The sequence below is a fragment of the Gardnerella sp. DNF00257 genome (assembly GCF_049262745.1).
In the GTDB taxonomy this organism is placed as follows: domain Bacteria; phylum Actinomycetota; class Actinomycetes; order Actinomycetales; family Bifidobacteriaceae; genus Bifidobacterium; species Bifidobacterium piotii.
This window is the reverse complement of record NZ_CP058403.1, coordinates 233,063-251,462: the sequence shown is the minus strand read 5'-3', so window position 1 is coordinate 251,462 and position 18,400 is coordinate 233,063. Positions and strand designations below refer to the sequence as shown.

General features: G+C 45.1%; 14 protein-coding genes and 1 tRNA gene. 8 read left to right on the top strand and 7 right to left on the bottom strand.

From position 1 onward, the window contains the following. Positions 1-23: 23 nt before the first annotated feature. The 5 genes from gap to HXT23_RS00815 all read left to right on the top strand — a co-directional run bounded on the left by gap (position 24) and on the right by HXT23_RS00815 (position 4,668). Positions 24-1,079 (top strand): type I glyceraldehyde-3-phosphate dehydrogenase, encoded by a 1,056-nt coding sequence (gene gap, locus HXT23_RS00835; RefSeq protein ID WP_016636398.1) that lies wholly within the window; start codon positions 24-26, stop codon positions 1,077-1,079. A 95-nt stretch (positions 1,080-1,174) separates the two neighbouring features. After that, positions 1,175-1,675: a Cys-tRNA(Pro) deacylase gene (gene ybaK, locus HXT23_RS00830; protein ID WP_102704927.1), complete on the top strand. Its 501-nt coding sequence runs from the start codon at positions 1,175-1,177 to the stop codon at positions 1,673-1,675. Between the two features lie 69 nt (positions 1,676-1,744). Then, entirely contained in the window at positions 1,745-1,819 is a 75-nt protein-coding gene (locus HXT23_RS00825) for a 50S ribosomal protein bL37 (protein ID WP_369803150.1), read from the top strand. Positions 1,820-1,989: 170 nt separating this feature from the next. Continuing rightward, positions 1,990-2,760, top strand: coding sequence for an exonuclease domain-containing protein (locus tag HXT23_RS00820; protein WP_102704926.1), 771 nt, complete (start codon positions 1,990-1,992; stop codon positions 2,758-2,760). A 126-nt stretch (positions 2,761-2,886) separates the two neighbouring features. Next, positions 2,887-4,668, top strand: coding sequence for a UDP-N-acetylmuramoyl-L-alanyl-D-glutamate--2,6-diaminopimelate ligase (locus tag HXT23_RS00815; RefSeq protein ID WP_422112917.1), 1,782 nt, complete (start codon positions 2,887-2,889; stop codon positions 4,666-4,668). Positions 4,669-4,727: 59 nt separating this feature from the next. Here HXT23_RS00815 and HXT23_RS00810 read toward each other — a convergent pair whose 3' ends face one another. Further along, on the bottom strand, positions 4,728-6,182 hold the full coding sequence (locus tag HXT23_RS00810) for a bifunctional folylpolyglutamate synthase/dihydrofolate synthase (RefSeq protein ID WP_032815748.1): 1,455 nt from the start codon (positions 6,180-6,182) through the stop codon (positions 4,728-4,730). A 351-nt stretch (positions 6,183-6,533) separates the two neighbouring features. On the opposite strand from HXT23_RS00810, the gene HXT23_RS00805 reads away from it, so the two are divergent. Beyond that, positions 6,534-7,250 (top strand): ECF transporter S component, encoded by a 717-nt coding sequence (locus HXT23_RS00805; RefSeq protein WP_422112916.1) that lies wholly within the window; start codon positions 6,534-6,536, stop codon positions 7,248-7,250. A gap of 147 nt (positions 7,251-7,397) precedes the next feature. Beyond that, a tRNA-Ile gene (locus HXT23_RS00800) sits at positions 7,398-7,471 on the top strand. 105 nt (positions 7,472-7,576) lie between these two features. Here HXT23_RS00800 and HXT23_RS00795 read toward each other — a convergent pair. The 5 genes from HXT23_RS00795 to HXT23_RS00775 form a co-directional block, all read right to left on the bottom strand. Then, positions 7,577-8,473: a carbohydrate kinase family protein gene (locus HXT23_RS00795; protein ID WP_004132728.1), complete on the bottom strand. Its 897-nt coding sequence runs from the start codon at positions 8,471-8,473 to the stop codon at positions 7,577-7,579. A 308-nt stretch (positions 8,474-8,781) separates the two neighbouring features. Continuing rightward, positions 8,782-10,362, bottom strand: a complete 1,581-nt coding sequence (locus HXT23_RS00790; protein ID WP_422113063.1) for an aminopeptidase P family protein — start codon at positions 10,360-10,362, stop codon at positions 8,782-8,784. A gap of 132 nt (positions 10,363-10,494) precedes the next feature. After that, positions 10,495-13,107 carry an aminopeptidase N gene (pepN, locus tag HXT23_RS00785; protein WP_422112915.1) on the bottom strand — a complete coding sequence of 871 codons (2,613 nt, stop codon included), beginning with the start codon at positions 13,105-13,107 and terminating at the stop codon, positions 10,495-10,497. A gap of 108 nt (positions 13,108-13,215) precedes the next feature. Continuing rightward, positions 13,216-15,171 carry a ribonuclease J gene (locus HXT23_RS00780; RefSeq protein ID WP_016636387.1) on the bottom strand — a complete coding sequence of 652 codons (1,956 nt, stop codon included), beginning with the start codon at positions 15,169-15,171 and terminating at the stop codon, positions 13,216-13,218. Between the two features lie 208 nt (positions 15,172-15,379). Further along, entirely contained in the window at positions 15,380-15,523 is a 144-nt protein-coding gene (locus HXT23_RS00775) for a hypothetical protein (protein WP_020973320.1), read from the bottom strand. Positions 15,524-15,938: 415 nt separating this feature from the next. On the opposite strand from HXT23_RS00775, the gene HXT23_RS00770 reads away from it, so the two are divergent. Continuing rightward, positions 15,939-17,330 (top strand): MFS transporter, encoded by a 1,392-nt coding sequence (locus HXT23_RS00770; protein WP_119529382.1) that lies wholly within the window; start codon positions 15,939-15,941, stop codon positions 17,328-17,330. Between the two features lie 311 nt (positions 17,331-17,641). Here the strand turns inward: HXT23_RS00770 and HXT23_RS00765 are convergent, their stop codons facing one another. Beyond that, positions 17,642-18,322, bottom strand: coding sequence for a GNAT family N-acetyltransferase (locus HXT23_RS00765; protein WP_004132743.1), 681 nt, complete (start codon positions 18,320-18,322; stop codon positions 17,642-17,644). Positions 18,323-18,400 lie beyond the last annotated feature (78 nt).

Genomic DNA, 18,400 nt, shown 5'->3' with positions numbered 1-18,400 from the left:
GTTTCACTCAAGGGAGATCACACATGACAGTCAAGATTGGTATTAACGGCTTTGGACGTATCGGCCGTTTGGCATTCCGTCGTATTTTTGAGCTTCAAGCTCGTGGCGGTCAAGCTGGCGATATTGAAGTCGCAGCCATCAACGATCTGACCACTCCTTCAATGCTTGCTTACTTGCTTAAGTACGACAGCACTCATGGCACTTTCCGCCACGACGATGGCACCCCAGTTGAGGTGACTTCCACCGAAGACGCAATCGTGGTAGATGGCAAGACTTACAAGGTTTACGCCGAAAAAGACGCAAACAACATTCCATGGGTTAAGAACGATGGTGTTGAGTTCGTGCTCGAGTGCACTGGTTTCTACACTTCTGCAGAAAAGTCCCAGGCTCACTTGAACGCTGGAGCTAAGAAGGTTCTTATCTCTGCTCCTGCTAAAGACGAAACCACCCCAACCGTTGTGTTTGGTGTAAACCAAGAGATCTTAAAGCCAACCGATAACATTGTGTCTGCTGGCTCTTGCACCACCAACTCCATGGCTGCAATGGTTAAGCTTTTGCAAGATAATTGGGGCATTAAGTCTGGCTTTATGACCACTATCCATGCTTACACTGGCACCCAGATGATTCTCGACGGCCCACGCGGCTCCAAGCCACGCAACAACCGTTCTGCTGCTTGCAACACAATCGAGCACTCCACTGGTGCTGCTAAGGCAATCGGCAAGGTTGTTCCAGAGGTTAATGGCAAGCTTCAGGGTCACGCTCAGCGTATTCAGGTTCCAGATGGATCCGTTACCGAGTTGACTACTGTTCTCGAGAAGCCAGCAACCACCGAAGAAATCAACGAAGCCTTTAAGAAGGCATTCGAAAACTGCGATTACTTTGGCTACAACGCCGATAGCATTGTGTCTTCCGACATTATTGGCGATACCCACGGTGGCGTTTTCGATCCAACTCAAACCGACGTTAACACTGTTGACGGCGTAACCTTGGCTCGTACCGTTACCTTCTACGACAACGAATACGGCTTTACTGCTAACATGATTCGCACATTGCTTTACTTCGCTGAGATTGCTGAGTAAAATTAGCGAAACAAATAAAGCTACATAAAGCTACAAACCCCTTGCGGTGACTCATCGCAGGGGGTTTTCGCAACGCATTGCACACGGGGGGTAAAATGGGCAAAAAACATGCTGCAACAGGCAAAGCAACGCCAGCAATCGCACAGCTAGAAAATGCTGGAATCAGATTCCGCGTTGTTGACTACGAGCACGATGCAGATCACATGGATGACGGCTACGGCATGGAAGCAGCGCAAAAATTAGGCGTAAACGCAGAGCAAGTTTGCAAAACGCTTATGGTAGACACAGGCGAAAAGCGCGTAGTCGGCATTGTGCCAGTAAACGCTCGATTAAGCATGAAGGCGATTGCGAGCGCAGTAAATGCCAAAAAAGCCAGCATGACAAGCCCAGACGTAGCACAACGAGAAAGTGGCTATGTTGTTGGAGGAATCAGCCCATTTGGTCAGCGCACCCATCACGAAACCGTTCTGGATGCTAGCGTTATGCACTTTGACGAGATTCTTGTTTCTGGAGGAAAACGCGGACTAGACGTTGTTCTAAATCCAAACGATTTGGTTAGCTTGCTTAACGCAACTGTGGCAAATATTCTAGCTTAAAGCTAGCAAACGTCGTGGCAACGTGCGATAATCCGTAAGGTTGTTCATTTTAATCGTTAGGAGTTTATTATGGGTATGCGTGGACGCAAGCGCAAGGCTCGCCGCAAAAAGGCAGCAAATCACGGCAAAAGGCCAAATGCTTAATGCAAATGCTTAATACGTTTGATTTGCGTATAAATTTGTAACTAAAAACCCACGGATTTATTACCGTGGGTTTTTGTTTACGTGATTTTTAATCAAATCGTCAAATAACCAAACTACCAAACGACTCAAAAACGTACGCAAGGGTCTTCGCTGCATTCTAGGATTATTGCATGGCAAAGAACATAGATGAGTTGCTAGAAGCACTAGAAAAAGCACCGCAGCAAGATAAAAACACAACATTGTGCAAATCAATACTGCTTGGCTTCGACACAGAAACAACGGGCGCAATTATTGGCAGTGATTCAATATGCTCTGCAACGCTCGTTTTTAGAGACCCAGCGCGTGGGCGTAACAATGACGTTATTGCAACGTGGCTTGTAAACCCGCATAAGCCAATCAACCCTAAAGCAAGCGAAGTAAACGGCTTTACAAACGAGTTTTTGCAAGAAAATGGAGGCGATCCAACTCAAGAAATCGAATTGCTTGGAAGAGCCATTAGCCTTGCACAAAGCAAGAACATTCCACTTCTTGCATACAATGCGCCTTTTGACGTTAAAATGCTAAACCATGATTTGCAAAGATGGAGTCTTGACTCTTTGCAAAATCGCCCAAAAAGCACAATTAATGGCGGCGAGATGCTTATTGTAGACCCGCTTGTTATAGATAGAGCCATTTCTAAGCGCACTGGCAAACGCACACTTACATACACAACGCAGTTTTACGGCGTGGAGCCAATTGGCAATTTTCACGATGCTACAGCAGATACAGTTGCTGCAGTTGATTTGATTGAGCCTATAAGTGAGTTGCACGAAAACGTTGCAAATCTTAAGTTATGCGAGATTATGACTTGGCAGCGAGACGCTTACGCAAAGTGGAAATTAAACTTTGATAGCTGGCTTAAGTCTAAAGGAAGACCAGCTAGCGAAGGAAACTGGCTGTGATTAATGGCAATTCTTGTGCAATTTGCGCGCGGAAAAATCGCAAGCAGCCGCACATCAAATAAGCACAACTAAAATAAAATCAGCTAAAATAAAACGCAAATAACAAAAACAACACGGAAAAGCGAAATGTCTTTACAAAAATTATCTCTAGACGAAGCATGCAATATTTTGTTGAAGCAAAATCTTTTGCGAGAAATAATACAAAATAAAAGTGCGCAAAAACATGACGATTTAACGCACGAAAACGACCAAACTTGGTCAATCGATGCTAGCGATTTTAGTGCACACTCAAAGCCGTACAGCCATATAACGTACGATTCGCGCGATATTAAGCCAAACACATTGCTTTTTATTAAAGGCAATTTTAAGCCAGAATACCTTAAAGACGCAGATAAAAACGGCTTAAACGCATACGTTGCGCAGGATTGCTACGCGGATTACACAAATGCGGTTGGGTTGATTGTAACAGACGTTCGTAAAGCTATGAGCGTACTTTCGGCTGCGTTCTTTAACAATCCGCAAGAAAAGCTTACGACTATTGGCATTACGGGAACAAAAGGCAAAACAACCACAGCATACTTTACTCATGCTATTTTGAACGCACATTCTAATGGCAAAGCCGCGCTATTCTCTTCGGTAGACAATTGTTTAGACGGTAAAACATATGTTGAGTCGGACTTGACTACGCCAGAAAGCCTAGACGCGTTTAGAATGATGAGCCAGGCTGTAGAAAATGGCATGAAATACCTTGTTATGGAGGTTTCGTCGCAAGCGTACAAAGTCAACCGCGTGTATGGATTGCACTTTAATGTTGCGGCATTTTTGAACATTAGCCCAGATCACATAAGCCCAATCGAACACCCGACTTTTGAAGATTATTTGTATTGCAAGCGTCAAATCGTAAAAAATACGGATGCACTTGTGCTTAATGCGGATTGCGCGCATGCGGATTTGCTTCTTCAAGACGCACAAAAAAATGGCGTAAAAGTCACGACTTTTTCCAGAATACACAAAGAAGAACTAGACGGAAATACTTGCAATTGCCCAGAATGCAGCGATTATTCCGATATTCATCCTTACGAAAACAGCGAAAAATACCCAGAGCTTGTTTTGCCAAGGTATGTAGCGATACCAGAGCCGCAAGGGTTGAAAGAATCGCAAGAATTACCAAGTTCGCAAGAGCATTGTATTGCGATTTTGGAAGGCGAAGCTAGCGAGTACGTAAATCAAGACATGCCTAATTACAGCGCTATAGACAAATTCAATCTAAAGATTGCTGGCGACTTTAACTACGAGAACGCATTGGCTGCGATTGCAATTGCACAAAACGCGCAACCAGATTTAATCAACAATGTTGAAGCTTTGCACGCGATTGAAAACGTTGAAATTCCAGGGCGCATGGAGATTTTTGAGGATCCAAAATCCAACACGATTGCAATCGTTGACTACGCGCATAATTACGTTTCTGTAAAGGCGCTACTGGACTTTGTTGAAGAAAGATACGCAAGCCAGAGTTTATACACTACTCTTGTTACGGGGTCTGCTGGAAACAAAGCTTACGACAGACGCAAAGAGATTGTTCAAGCTGCGCAAAATCGAATCGACGAGTTTGTGTTTACAATCGAAGACACAAACACCGAAGATCCAATGGATATTTGCAACGATATGCAATCTTGCATAACAATCCCAAGCGTTAAGTCGCAAATAATAATCGATAGAACGCAAGCGATTGAGCACAGCGTAAACGAAGCTAGAGAGCGCGGCGAGCACAGCAAACGCTATGAAGATAACGACTTATTAAGCGTAATCCTCATTATTGGAAAGGGCGACGAGCGCTGGATTAAGCACAACAACAAGCACGTTCCTTACGAAAGCGATTCGCTTGTTATTAAGCGCCTATTTAGCTAGTTTAGCTAAACGCCTCTTTAGCTAGCAACTCTTTAGCTCAAGTCAATCCGTAGCTAAAGTCATTCCGCAAGATTCGGATGAATGTTAGCGCGTTGATCTTTTGGCTTCTTTAAGTCTGGATTAACGCGCTCAATCAACATAGTGCGCGCATCTCCTGCTGTAACAAAGCTGCCGCAAATCAGCACTCCGTGCCCATACCCCACTCCAAGCTCATCGTCTTCGTCAACAAGATTCACTGCCGTTTGAATAGCGTCTGGAAGATCGTCAACGCGAATCACGCGATCTTTACCAAACACGCCAATCGCAATCTTCTCTAGGTCTTTAGGGTCCATCACGCGGTCGCGCCAAGAGTTACGCGTAACAATAATCTTAGTTAAAATCGGCTCAAGAACACCTAAATATTCTTCAACTTGCTTATCTGCCATCATTGCCACAACGCCAATAAGCTGCTCAAAATTATAGTTTTCTTCGATTGTTTTACGAAGAGACTCAGCAGCATTAACATTGTGGCCGCCGTCAATAATAATCGTTGGAGAAGTGCGAACTTGCTCAATTCGGCCAGGAACCTTAACTTGACTCAAAGCCTCGGCAACCAAATCGCCGTCTAAAGCGCCATTTACAGGCAGAACAACCTCCGCAGCAGCAAGCGCCGCCAAAGCATTATGCGACTGATGCACACCAAACTTATCTATTGGAACATCTTCATAAGTGCCATTTGGAGTTCGCAAAGTGGCAACTTGACCACCAACAGCTGGAGTGCGCGAAACAACCTCCAACTCGCCGCTTCCGTCACTAAAGTCGCGTAAAAGCTTGGCATTATTGCGATTTGCCACCTCTTGAATAATCGGCAAAACTTGCGATTCGTGTGGCTGCGGCCCCAAAATCACAGTGCAATTTGGCTTAATAATCCCAGCCTTTGTGCGCGCAATCTCTTCAACCGTGTTTCCAAGCCATTGCATGTGGTCCATGTCTACAGGGCCAATAATCGCAGCATCCGCGTTCATAACATTAGTGGCGTCCCATTCGCCGCCCATGCCAACTTCCATCACAGCAACATCTACAGGAGCGTCAGCAAAAGCCCAAATCGCCATAGCTGTAAGCACTTCAAAAAAGCTCATGCGCGGCTTGCCATCAGCATCCATGCGAGCGTCAACCATGTTTATAATGTCTTTCATTTGATCAAACACGTCAACAAACTGGTCATCGCTAATTTCTTGACCGTCAATCATAATTCGCTCATTTACGCGTTGCAAATGCGGCGAAGTGTAAAGACCCGTGCGCAAACCGTACGCGCGGCAGATCGCCTCCGCCATGCGCGCCGTGGAGCCTTTGCCATTTGTGCCAGTAATGTGAATCACGTGCATCGATTGCTCTGGATGCCCCAAAATATCGAGGATTAAGCGCATTCTATCTAAATCAAGATTTGTCTTGTTATGCTCTGGAGCGCGGCTCATAATATCTCGCTCAACGTCAACAATTCGCTCATTGGTGCGATTTGGATGTTCCATCGACATTTTGTGCTCCCCTATTTTTGATTTACGTTTTCGGATTTACGTTTTCGGATTTACGTTTCGCTCATTTTTCCAACTATCTAGATTAATAACTGTAGTGTTTTTGTACCTGATTTACGGCGTGTCGTGGTACAAAACGCGGAAATAGCGTTCGCGTTGAATAATCGGTTTTATAGCGCGTTATAGATTTCTGCAATAATCAAAAACGTTACAAATCGCACAAAACTAGCGCATAAAGGCGTGTTAGTGGCGATTAAATGGTAAAGTACACGTTGGCGTTTCTGCCCAGGCTGCGTAGGTCGAGAAACGCTCAAAGAAATTACAATGCGCAGCAATCAATAGTTAGGAACACTAATGAGTGATATTCTAAACAACGAATCCGCAAACAATCAAAGCGAAGAAAACGCACAATACTCCGCACAATCCAAAACTCCAATAACCGATAAGGCTCGTGCAAACGCAAATCCTGCACCAACAACAATCGCAAGTCTTAAATGGCGCGTTGCAGATATATCGCTCGGCGCCGCTCTAGCCGCCTTGTTTGGCATAATCTACTGGGGCTTTACCATTGTGTTCTTCTCCCAAATCTCCCCTATTTTGCGCACTATTTTGCCTGGATTTGGCAGCATTTTGCACGGCGTTTGGTACCTTTCTGGCCCACTTGCACTACTTTTAATCCGCAAGCCTGGTGCTGCAATTTACGTAAACGTTGTTGGCGCCGTGTTTGAGAATATTCTTGGACAGCAATTCTCTGCGTTTATGGTTTTAGCTTCTGCCGCATTGCAAGCCGTGTTTAGCGAGCTTCCTTTTGCTATCGCTCGCTACAAAAAATACAATCTTACTTTAAGCGTAATTTCTGGCACTCTCACTGCGCTAGAATATGGTATTTACTTAATGTTTGTGGTCTACCAAGGAAAGAGCGCAAACTATCTTACAATTCACATGATTTGCGAGCTTATAAGCGGCTTTGTGATTGCAGGCATTGTTCCTTGGCTTCTGTTCGTTGCAGTTCGTAAGACTGGAGCTTTGAGCAATTTTGCTTCTGGAAGAGACCAAGAAGTAGTAGCATAACTATTTACTCTAAAGCTGCTTGCGACTTGTCTTGCGCGCACTCATGCGCTTTGCGTGCTAAACAACACGTTAATCGTAGTGTGTTAAACAGCGTGTTAAACGTTTATGGGTGTGTGCTAATCTAGTCGTTGCTAACTTTGTTAGCGTGGGGCTTTAGCTCAGTCGGTTAGAGCAACGGACTCATAATCCGTCGGTCCAGGGTTCAAGCCCCTGAGGCCCCACTAATAATCGCCTTAATGGCGTATAAAAAAGCTTCAACTCGTTTGATTCTAGGAATTACCTAATTCATCTTACAAGTTGAAGCTTTTGTTTATATTCTTTGCAGCCTACAGTCCTGCTTTAGAAAGATAGTCTGGGATTTCGCTCGGGTACTCTGGCCACGCTCCTGCTTGAGTGCAAACGTACGCAGCAGTGTTGATTGCAGCACGATGCGCGTCTTTAAGCGAATCGCCAGCTAAAATCCTTGCAGTAAACGTGCCAGAGAATGAGTCTCCAGCGCCAACCGTGTCGTTAACTTCCACATGAGGAGTTGGGTAGGTAGAGCTTTCGCCATTCTTAGTAAAGATTGCGCTAAAAGTAGATCCGCCAGTCAAAATCACGTAATCCAAACCATAGCGAGCTTGGAACCATTTGCAAGCCTCATTGTCGGAAGTTTCGCGAATATTGAACATATCTCTAAGAAGAAGCAGCTCGGAATCGTTAAGCTTAAAAACAGTTGCCTCTTTAAGAAGAGCGTCAATCAAATCCTTTGAATAATGATCGCTACGAATGTTTATGTCGAAGAACTTCATGGCGTTTGGCTTTGCATGCTTTAAAAGCTCCAAAACAGTATCGTGTGTTTCTTGCGATCTTAAGCTAAGAGTTCCAAAGCAAATCGCGTCTGCTTTGCTAACAAGATCCACAAGTTCGCGCGTATAAACAATATGATCCCACGCAATGTTTCGCACAATCGTGTACTCTGGAATGCCATTTCTAAGCGAAACATCTACCGTACTAGTTGGCCAAGCATTGCGCTGAATAACGTGCTTAATTCCTGCTTTTTCAACTTCTTCAACAAGTTCATTACCAAGAGAATCTTCTCCAACAGCACTAATAACGTAGCTTTCTGCACCATTACATTGCGCGTGATACGCAAAATTCGCTGGAGCACCTCCAACTCGTTTTCCTTGGGGAAGCAAATCCCACAGTAGTTCTCCAAGTGAAAGAACGATTGGCTTAGTCATTGTATTCCTTTCGAGAGTATCGATGATTTTGGCTGCGACTCGTTAATCAACATCTTTATTGCAACAAGTCACATAAATGCATAAAACACATAAATGTATAAAACGCATGAAACATATAAAGCATATGCAGCACACAAGCCACATAAGCCGCAATAAAGTAATGTTGTTATAACAACTAAGTGCTATAACAACATTATTGCGTAAAGATTAGATAATTAATTTAGATAGTCTTAGATGATTCTAGATAATCCTAGATAATCCTAGATAATCCTAGATAATCCTAGATAATCCGTTTAGATAGCAGCACACTATTTAGCAGCGCGCTGAGCCATCCAAGCTTCAACATCTTCGATTTGCTTAGGAATATCGATAGAAAGCCATTCAGGACCATTCTCCGTCATCAAAACATCATCCTCAATACGGATTCCGATTCCGCGCATTTCTGGCGGAAGCATAAGATCATTGGCAGCAAAGTACAAGCCAGGCTCAATCGTGAAAATCATTCCTGGAGTAATCTTCGCACCCTGATAAGCCTCGTAGCGAGCTTGAGCGCAATCGTGAACATCTAGACCCAAGTGGTGAGCAACACCACACGCATGCCAGCGACGATGCTGCTGACCTTGCGGAGAAAGCGATTCCTCAACGCTAACCTTTAGAATGCCCCACTCGTGCAAATGCTCTGCAAGCACGCGCATGCAAGCGTGGTGAATATCGCTGTAAGTAGCACCTGGCTTAGCAGCCTCAAAACCAGCTTGCTGAGCGTCGAGAACGCACTGGTAAAGCTTCTTTTGCAAATCCGTAAACTTGCCATTGGTTGGGAAAGTTCGCGTAATATCTGCTGTGTAAAGGCTGTTGACTTCCACGCCTGCGTCAATAAGCAAAAGTTCTCCGCTAGAAACCACGCCCGTGTTGCGCATCCAGTGCAAAATTGGAGCGTGCTTGCCAGAAGCAACAATCGTATCGTAGCCAACTTCGTTTCCAACTTCTCGAGCAACGGAGTTAAAAGCGCCTTCAATCATTCGCTCAGAATGATCCTTGCCCAAAGCTTGAGGCAAACGCGTAAGCATGCGGTCAAAGCCTAACTTTGTAGCAGCAACAGCTTTGCGCATTTCGCCAATCTCGTAGGCATCTTTAAGCATTCGCGCTTCGGCAGCCACTTCGTGCAACTTATCGTCTGCAGCAATATTTGCATCTTCGTCGCTAAATCCACTCGCTTCTCTTAAAGCATCTACGCGCGCAGTTAGATCAGCATCCGACTCGCGCACAATTCGCACGCGCACGCTTTCGGCAGCGCTATTATCGTCGCTAACGTTTTTTGCAATCGCGTCGTCAAGCTCGGCAATATCGCGCGTTTCAATGCCAGTCATAGCCTTAAGCTCTTTAAGTCCTGCGCGAGGGCCAACCCAGTATTCGCCGTAATGCGGATCTTTGTAGAATGCTGCAGTGCTATTGTCTGCGCGAGGTGCCACAAAAAGCTGTGGAATGTGAGTTTTGCCAGCCGCTTCCTCATCGCTTCCTGCTTGCACTGGCTCAAGCACAAGCACAGCGCCTGCCTCGTAATCCTGACCCAAGCCAGTGTAATATGCGAAAGTTGTGTCTGGCCTAAAAGCGTAGTCACAATCGTTATTGCGCACTTTTGGCTGGCCTGCTGGAATAACAAGGCGCTCGCCTGGGAATCGCTTGCCAAGCGCTTCTAGACGCGCTGGTGTGTATTTCGACGATTCAAGCGGTTCGATTTGAGGCTCCTGGTTATCCCAGCCGCTAGTCATAAACTCTTTAAAGGAATCGCTGTTTGGTCGCAAAGATCGATTGTTTACGCGGTCTTGTGCTTTTTGCGTACCATCCGCGTTTAGTTGCTCGCCATGTATTGTTGGCGTTGATTGATGCATATCTTCTGCCATCTTGCGACTCCTTGATTTTAATCTTAATCAACTTAATCTTAATCAACTTAGATTCAATCTACATTTCCCTATTTTCTTATTAGGAATGTACATTGAAAATTGCTATTTGATTGCAAAAAACTAGAGCGAAGCGTTGTAATGCTGCACTTTAAGCGTACGGCGAGAAGAATCAAGCTTGCCGAGCACCATACGACGCAAAGCAAGGTCGGCATCCTTATACTCATCAAGCCAGCTTTGCCCGCGCTCAACCAACTCGTCTACATCCGCATAATTTGGATACAAGCCTTCAATCAAAGTTTCCGCCATGTGGAATGTGCGATTCTTCCAAATCCACTCAACTTCCGCAAAGTAGCGTTCAACATAAGACTTAACCAAATCACCTTTAGCAGTGCTTGCAAATCCAGCAACAACAGCACCCATTTGCATATTAGTCAAATCAAGATTGCGCAAAGCCTGTTCAAAAGCCCAATCCTTAGCTTCTGCAGTTGAGCGAGCCGCACGAGCCTGGTATGCGTATTCACGATTCTCGGTAGTATCGCGCTTAGCGAGTTCCGCATCAATTCCAGCTTCGTCCAAAGCATTTACGCCTGCGAGCGCAATAAGAATGCTCCAGCGCAAGTCGTTGTCGATTTCCAAGCCTTCTAAGCGCACAGAACCGTCAAGCAATCCATTAGCGATTTGCACAAACTCACTATCTCCAACTTCGCCGTATCCAAGATAAGCCTTTAGCAACTGGAATTGCTCGTCCGATCCTGCGTTAGCCGCCAAAGCCAACTGCCAGAGTTCGTGAGCAACATGCTTTGCAACTTGCGCTTGGCGCTCAGGCACAACATAGTGGCTTGCAGTTACCTTTACTTGACCAAGAGCATAGCGGAAAGTAGTTGATTCGTGCTCTGTTGCCAAGGCCTTAAGGCTAAGTTCCACAAAGCGCTCTGCTGGGAATTCTGCGTCGCGAGTCATATCCCACAATGCGAGCCAAATAAGCGAGCGCGTCAAAGAATCCTTAAAGCGGTAGAGATTTTCTGCAGCAAATTCAAGCGACTTTTCGTCAAAGCGTAGCTTTGTGTAAGTCAAGTCGTCGTCGTTTACAAGAATAAGCGCTGGCCTTTGCAATCCGCGCGCTTCCGCCACTTCCGTCACTTCGCCATCAACATCTAGTTCGATTCGCTTTGTGCGCACAATTTCGCCACTTGCTTCGTCCACATTGTAGAATCCAACAGCCAAGCGGTGTGCGCGAAGAACAGGATGCTCAACTGGGGCGCTCTGACGCAAACGCAAAGAAGCAATAGTGCCGTCGCTAGCTTCTTCGACTTCTGTAGAAATCGTGTTAATTCCAGCCTTTTCAAGCCATTGCGCGCTCCAAGACTTAAGATCGCGTCCGCTTGTAAGCTCCAACTCGTGCAACAAATCAGCCAAAGTTGCGTTGCTATAAGCGTGCTTGCTTAAGTAGTTGTGAATTCCTTCAAAGAACTTTTCGCGGCCAACATACGCTACAAGTTGCTTCAAAACAGAAGCGCCCTTTGCGTAAGTAATGCCGTCGAAGTTGACGGAAGTGTCGTTCAAATCGTTGATTGGAGCCACGATTGGATGCGTTGTTGGAAGCTGATCTTGATTAAGCGCCCAACTCTTTTCGCCAGAATTAAACGTGCTCCAAGCGTCGTGCCATTCGGTTGCTTCAGCCGTTGCAAGCGTAGACGTAAACTCAGCAAAAGACTCGTTGAGCCAAAGATCGTTCCACCACTTCATAGTTACGTAGTCGCCGAACCACATGTGTGCAAGCTCGTGCAAAACTGTTACAACGCGGCGCTCAGCGTAAGCGTCTGTAACTTTGGATTCAAACACGTATTGGTCGCGAATGGTAACCATACCAATGTTTTCCATAGCGCCAGCGTTGTATTCTGGCACGTAAATCTGATCGTACTTTGCGTACGGATATGGCACTCCCCAAGTCTTAGCGTAGAAAGCAAAGCCCTTCTTTGTAATGTCAAACAAGTAGTCAACATCTTTTGCAAACGCGTCTTTAAGTGCTTGACGGCAGTACATTGCCATTGGAACTACGCGGCCGTCCTCATTGTTGTAAGACGTATGCCATTCGGCGTAAGGGCCTGCGCAAATCGCAGTTAAATAGGAGCTCATTTTTGGAGTTGACTCAAACACCCAACGCTTCATGCCTTCTACAACGCCATTTTCCAAAGTGCCATCTTCCGTCTTACGGACTTCAATCGCAGTTTCGCTTTTAACTGGCATGTTGGAAGTCACAATCCAACTTTCTGGAGCATCTACACTAAAGTCAAAAACAGCCTTCAAATCTGGCTGGTCAAACACTGCATAAACTCGGCGAGCGTCTGGAACCTCAAATTGCGTGTAAAGGTAAACGTTGCCGTCGGAAGGATCCACGCTTCTGTGCAAGCCCTCGCCCGTGTTGGAATATTGGCAATTTGCTACGACTTCTACTGTGTTGTGCTCGGCCAAATTTGCAAGCTCGATGCGACTATCTGCAAAAACCTTAGAAACGTCAAGAGATTCGCCATTAAGCACAACGGATTCAACGCTGTTTGCAATCAAATCGAGGAAGCTTGTTCCACCAACTTTTGCACCAAACTCAATTTTTGTGTGCGACTTAAAATCGCGGCCACCCTTGCCTAAATCAAGTGCAACAGTGTAGTGAATTGGCATTTGGATAGCGCTAAAACGTTCCGCAGCTTCTACGCGAGTCAGATTTGCTCCTGGCATATTAACTTCCTTATATCTTCCTTTATTTTTTCTTATATTTTTTCTTATATTTTTGACTATTTTTCTGATTCTTGATTAGTTTTGATTAATCGCAGACTAATCACTTGACTAATCCTTTTGCGCAAGATCCGCAACAACAGGCACAATCATTGGCTTTCTACGCAACGCGCGCGCAATCCAACTTCCAAGCGTTCTGCGCATAATCTGCTGAAGCTTGTGCGTGTCTTTCTCGCCGTGCATCATGGCATCTTGAAGCTGGAAAACAATCTGAGATCGAACCTTTTCAAAATCAGATTCGTCTTCTGCAACAGCATTCAAGTAAATCTTTGGACCTGCTACAACGTCTGCGCTATCTGTATTTACAACTACAAAACTAGACACAAAGCCTTCTGTGCCAAGGATTCTGCGCTTTTCCAGTTCTTCGTCGGTAAGCTCACCAACGGAATCGCCGTCAACATACACATATCCGCATGGAACAGAGCCAACAACAGCGGCATTTCCGTGGTACAAGTCCACAACATCGCCATCTTCTGCCAAAACAACATTCTTAGGGTCCACGCCCGTTTTAACAGCAATCAAACCGTTTGCAACAAGATGCCTGTGTTCGCCGTGGATTGGCATAGCGCACTTTGGCTTAACAATGTTGTACAAATAGAGCAACTCGCCCTCATTGCAATGACCAGAAACGTGAATCGCAGCATTGTCTTTGTTGATTACGCGAGCGCCCATTTGCACAAGCTTGTTAATAACCTTATAAACTTCGTGCTCGTTTCCTGGAATTAGAGAGCTTGCAAGAATAACGGTATCAAACTCGTTAACTGTAATATCTTTGTGTATTCCGTCTGCAATTCGCCCAAGTGCTGCCATTGGCTCGCCTTGAGACCCTGTACACATATAAACAAGCTTGTCGTCTTGAATATCTTTTGCTTGCTTTAGATCTACAACAGTATTTTCTGGAATATGCAAGTAGCCAAGATCGGCCGCAATCGACATATTCCTAACCATTGATCGCCCAACAAACACCACTTTTCTGCCATACTTGTGCGCAGCATCTACCACTTGCTGAACGCGGTGAACATGGCTAGAGAAGCTTGCTACGATTATCTTGCGCGATGCGTTAGCAAACGCTTGATCCAAGGCTGGGCCAATCGAAGTTTCTGGCTTAACAAAGCCTGGAACCTCGGCGTTTGTGGAGTCTGCCATCAATAGGTCAATTCCTTGCTCGCCAAGCTTTCCAAATTCAACCAAATCGGTGATTCTATGGTCTAATGGAAGCTGATCTAGCTTAATATCTCCCGTATCTATAATCGTTCCAGCAGGAGTTTTTACGCATACAGCAAGAGCGTCTGGAATCGAGTGCGTTACGCTAATAAACTCCAAATTGTATGGGCCAACTTTTAGCTTTGAGCGGCCTTCTACTTGAATTGTTTTTGGCTTAATCTTGTGTTCTTCGCACTTTGCTTCAACAAACGCAAGAGTGAGCTTAGAGCCGATTAGCGGAATATCTGGGCGCATTTTAAGCAAATACGGCACGCCGCCAATGTGGTCTTCGTGGCCGTGAGTTAAAACTAGCCCGTCTACTTTATCTAGTCTGTTTTGAATGTAGTGGAAGTCTGGCAAAATCAGATCCACGCCTGGCTGCTCTTCTTCTGGGAACAATACGCCACAATCTATAAGCAAAATATGGCCGTTATATTCAATAACGTTCATATTTCGGCCAATCTCACCCAAGCCGCCAAGCGGAACGATTCGCATTGACCCCTTGCGATACTTTGGAGGCGCAACAAGCGCGCCCTCTCGCTGATCGTTTACAACTGGCGGAAGCGCATTGTAAGTGGCTTTAGAGCTTTTAGGAGACTTAAATCCTTTAGATGCCCTACTCACCTTATTCGATTCAGAGTCTTTAGTTTTTTTAGTTTTTGTATTTTTATTTGTAGTTTTATTTTCTTTTTTCACAGTTTTTATTGACTTTTTATTGTTTATATCTGGGGATTGAGGAATTTTTACAGAGTCTACAATCTCTGCAAGAATCTTATCCGTCGATTGCGTCGTTGTATCACTCATCTGCTCTATTGTAGCGTTAAGCCTCAACGGATTTACAAAACTGCGACTTCGCGCGTGCAATAAAAAATGGCAATCACAAAAATACCGTCTTAAAAGGCTGCCTTACAAGGCTGTCTTACAAGGCTGTCTTAAAATGCCAACAAAAATGCCGCGAAAAATGAAAGTCAAAAATATTAAGCTAAATCTAGTGCTCTAGCACTCTAATACTCTAATGCTTGCCGTATTTTTTCCAAATCTTAATTCCAATACCAACAAGAACAACCACGATTGCAAAAATCATGGAGCCAAGTATTGCAGAACCCGATTGAGTGTTAGCGAATCCAGCTGCCGAGCAAATAAGTGAACCAAACATTTCTTGCCTTCCCAGTTTGTTTGAAACCTATAACACAATTCTACAATACTTTTCTTCAAAAGATAATCGCTATATACAATCGCAAAAATCGTAAAAACAATCACATCACAATAGACGCGACTAATCTGCGGAATCGCTTTTCCGCACTTTGTACCAAATTTGACCTAAAACACGTACAAAAAGCGGAACCAATTAACGCACTTTGTACCAAATTTGACCTAAAACACGTACAAAAAGCGGAACCAATTAACGCACTTTGTACCACATTTGACCTAAAACACGTACAAAAGCGGGAAGAAACAAAACAACATCGGCAAACTTTGACGCCATAATGTAGACTAGAAAGACACTCAAAAATCAATCATGTTAATCAAGTTAAACATGTTAAGCGCGTACAAATTTAAGGGAAGTGAATATGTCATCGAAATCGGCGCAGCCAAAGTCTTCGCCTATGTCAAACTACGTAAGATTGTTCTCTTTTGAAGGAACACGAGCGTTTTGCATATCTGGAGCAATAGCAAGGCTGCCTATTTCGATGATGGGCTTAGGAATTGTTCTGGCATTAAACCACATTTACAACAATTGGACAATTGCAGGCACAATGAGCGCAGCATACGTGCTATCGCAAGCAGCTGTAACGCCATTATACGCAAAGCTTTTTGATAGATTCGGCCAGCGAAAAGTGGGCGTAATCGCCCTAAGTGCGCAAGTTGTTTGCATGCTGTCGTTTGCCACCGCTGCACTTTTCCACATACCTTTGCCAATACTGTTTGCGCTTGCAATTTTAATGGGAGTTACACAATTTGCGTTCGGCGCGCTCGTTAGAACTCGCTGGGCATACACGCTTAAAAATCAAAGCGACGACACTTTGCTAAACGTTGCATACGCGCTGGAATCTGGAATTGACGAGATTGTGTTTATATTCGGACCAATTCTTGCTGCATGGCTTGCCACTAGCGTTCACCCTGTATCTCAGCTTTTTGTGCCAGTCCTAGCAAGCGGACTAGGCGGAGCATGGTTCTTATCGCTTAAAAACACGCAGCCAGCGGTTGTTAAAATCGTGCAAGTAGAAAGCGCACCCGCAAATGATGAAGATGTGCGAGTCGCGCTGGAAAATGGCCCTTACACAGCAAGTGAGGACTCATCGAAAAATGGCAAGAAACTAATCGCAAAAAATCTTAGAGATAGGCTTTCACTAAAACAGCTGAGGAACACAAATCGCAAAAACAAGCCAAAAAACGTGCTTCTATACCGCGGAATTATACCGCTTGTTGTTATGTTCCTTGTTTTTAACATGAGTTTTAGCGCCTTTGACGTATCTGTTACAGCAGCAATGCGCGCGCAAGGATTAGACAAACTGATTGGCTTGCAACTTGCGCTGTTTGCATGCGGGTCTTTAGTTGGAGCCGTTATTTTTGGCTCGCATAAATTCCGCGGCTCTAATTGGTCTCATCTAATCGTGTTTCTAAGCCTGCTTACCATTGGCTTTATTCTTATGAACATTAACATAGATAGACTTGTGCTTCTAAGCATTTTTGAGCTTTTAAGTGGATTATGCGTTTCGCCGATTTTTGCAACTGGAAACCTTATTGTTAAAGACACAATTCCCGAGCATTCGCTTACTGAAGGATTATCGTGGCTTCCAACAGCATCCGCGACTGGCGCCTCGCTTGGATCCATGGTTGCGGGATTTGCGATTGACGCTTGGAGTTCGCGCGGCGGAATGATGGTTCCGTGGATTTCTACGCTTGTTGCGATTCCAATCGCGTCAATTGGGTGGATTATTGTAACGCGCAAGCGCAGTTAATAGCGCAAGCATTCTTCCGTATTTTGTACGCGCGACGACCTGCCTGAGCACTTAGAGCGTAGCGTGCGAGGGCAATTCGGAGCGCTGAGCCGCTCAAGGCAGAAGCATTGCTTCTGCGCTGCAAAGCGCTTTGACTGAGCTTGAAATTGCATAACGCATTTCAAGCTCCTTCAAAGCGTGATTTGGCTCAAATGTAAAGTCCAGTGGACTTTACATGCCAAATCAGCCGAGCGGCTACTAATAGCCGCGAGGAATAGCGCGCTTAGACCGCGCGAACGATTGGTCAAATTTGGTACAAAAAGCGGAGTTAATCAGCGCGACTGATGCGTGCGTCTGGTGCGGTTTACAAACGGCTCGCCCGAGTATATGTACAAGTCTTCAACAAGGTCTTTTACGCGATCCGCATACTTTTCGTGATCTTTTTTAGCCCACGTAGCATCTCGCCTAAGCCCGTGATAATCGTAAAAACTAACATCGCAAGCTGTATCTGTGTGCAAAAAGTAGCGATTCACTCCGCGGCTACGCAAATGTTGCATTGTGCGCTTCCACAATCCGCCGCCGACTCCGTGCCCGCGAGCGTCTGGAGAAACAATAAAAAGCTCCAACTCTGCCTGCGTTAAGTCGTTAATATGGCTCATCGCCTCTAACTTGCGCTCAATCTGCCCCATGCCAATCGCAGAATCCAACGCTTTTGCGTGCAAAGAATCGCCTTTGCTAGACATCTTCGCTTCTTGCTCTTCTAGCATCTTCTGAACTTGCTTAAACAGCACCTTATCTCCGTAAACACGCGCAAGAAGCAACCCCATAAACTTGCCGTTTATTGTTGCAACAGTTCCGTAAGTAGAAGGCTCCAAATAGTGCAGCACGAATCGCCTAGAAAGATTGCGCGAAGCGTCTGCTCCAACAGCATTCGCAATCCCCCATGTGCGCTCGTATTCTTCTACGATTGCGTCAATGTCGTTAATTTTAACTGGACGAAACTCAACCGTCATTTTGTCCTTCTTTTACTTTTACTAACTTTACTTTTACTAACTTTACTTTTACTAACTTAAATCGGCTTATGCTCTACT

Excerpts from the sequence above, each read along its gene's own strand:
- gap (WP_016636398.1), top strand. The coding sequence starts at position 24 with ATGACAGTCAAGATTGGTATTAACGGCTTTGGACGTATCGGCCGTTTG.
- ybaK (WP_102704927.1), top strand. The coding sequence starts at position 1,175 with ATGGGCAAAAAACATGCTGCAACAGGCAAAGCAACGCCAGCAATCGCA.
- HXT23_RS00820 (WP_102704926.1), top strand. The coding sequence starts at position 1,990 with ATGGCAAAGAACATAGATGAGTTGCTAGAAGCACTAGAAAAAGCACCG.
- HXT23_RS00815 (WP_422112917.1), top strand. The coding sequence starts at position 2,887 with ATGTCTTTACAAAAATTATCTCTAGACGAAGCATGCAATATTTTGTTG.
- HXT23_RS00810 (WP_032815748.1), bottom strand. The coding sequence starts at position 6,182 with ATGTCGATGGAACATCCAAATCGCACCAATGAGCGAATTGTTGACGTT.
- HXT23_RS00805 (WP_422112916.1), top strand. The coding sequence starts at position 6,534 with ATGAGTGATATTCTAAACAACGAATCCGCAAACAATCAAAGCGAAGAA.
- HXT23_RS00795 (WP_004132728.1), bottom strand. The coding sequence starts at position 8,473 with ATGACTAAGCCAATCGTTCTTTCACTTGGAGAACTACTGTGGGATTTG.
- HXT23_RS00790 (WP_422113063.1), bottom strand. The coding sequence starts at position 10,362 with ATGCATCAATCAACGCCAACAATACATGGCGAGCAACTAAACGCGGAT.
- pepN (WP_422112915.1), bottom strand. The coding sequence starts at position 13,107 with ATGCCAGGAGCAAATCTGACTCGCGTAGAAGCTGCGGAACGTTTTAGC.
- HXT23_RS00780 (WP_016636387.1), bottom strand. The coding sequence starts at position 15,171 with ATGAGTGATACAACGACGCAATCGACGGATAAGATTCTTGCAGAGATT.
- HXT23_RS00775 (WP_020973320.1), bottom strand. The coding sequence starts at position 15,523 with ATGTTTGGTTCACTTATTTGCTCGGCAGCTGGATTCGCTAACACTCAA.
- HXT23_RS00770 (WP_119529382.1), top strand. The coding sequence starts at position 15,939 with ATGTCATCGAAATCGGCGCAGCCAAAGTCTTCGCCTATGTCAAACTAC.
- HXT23_RS00765 (WP_004132743.1), bottom strand. The coding sequence starts at position 18,322 with ATGACGGTTGAGTTTCGTCCAGTTAAAATTAACGACATTGACGCAATC.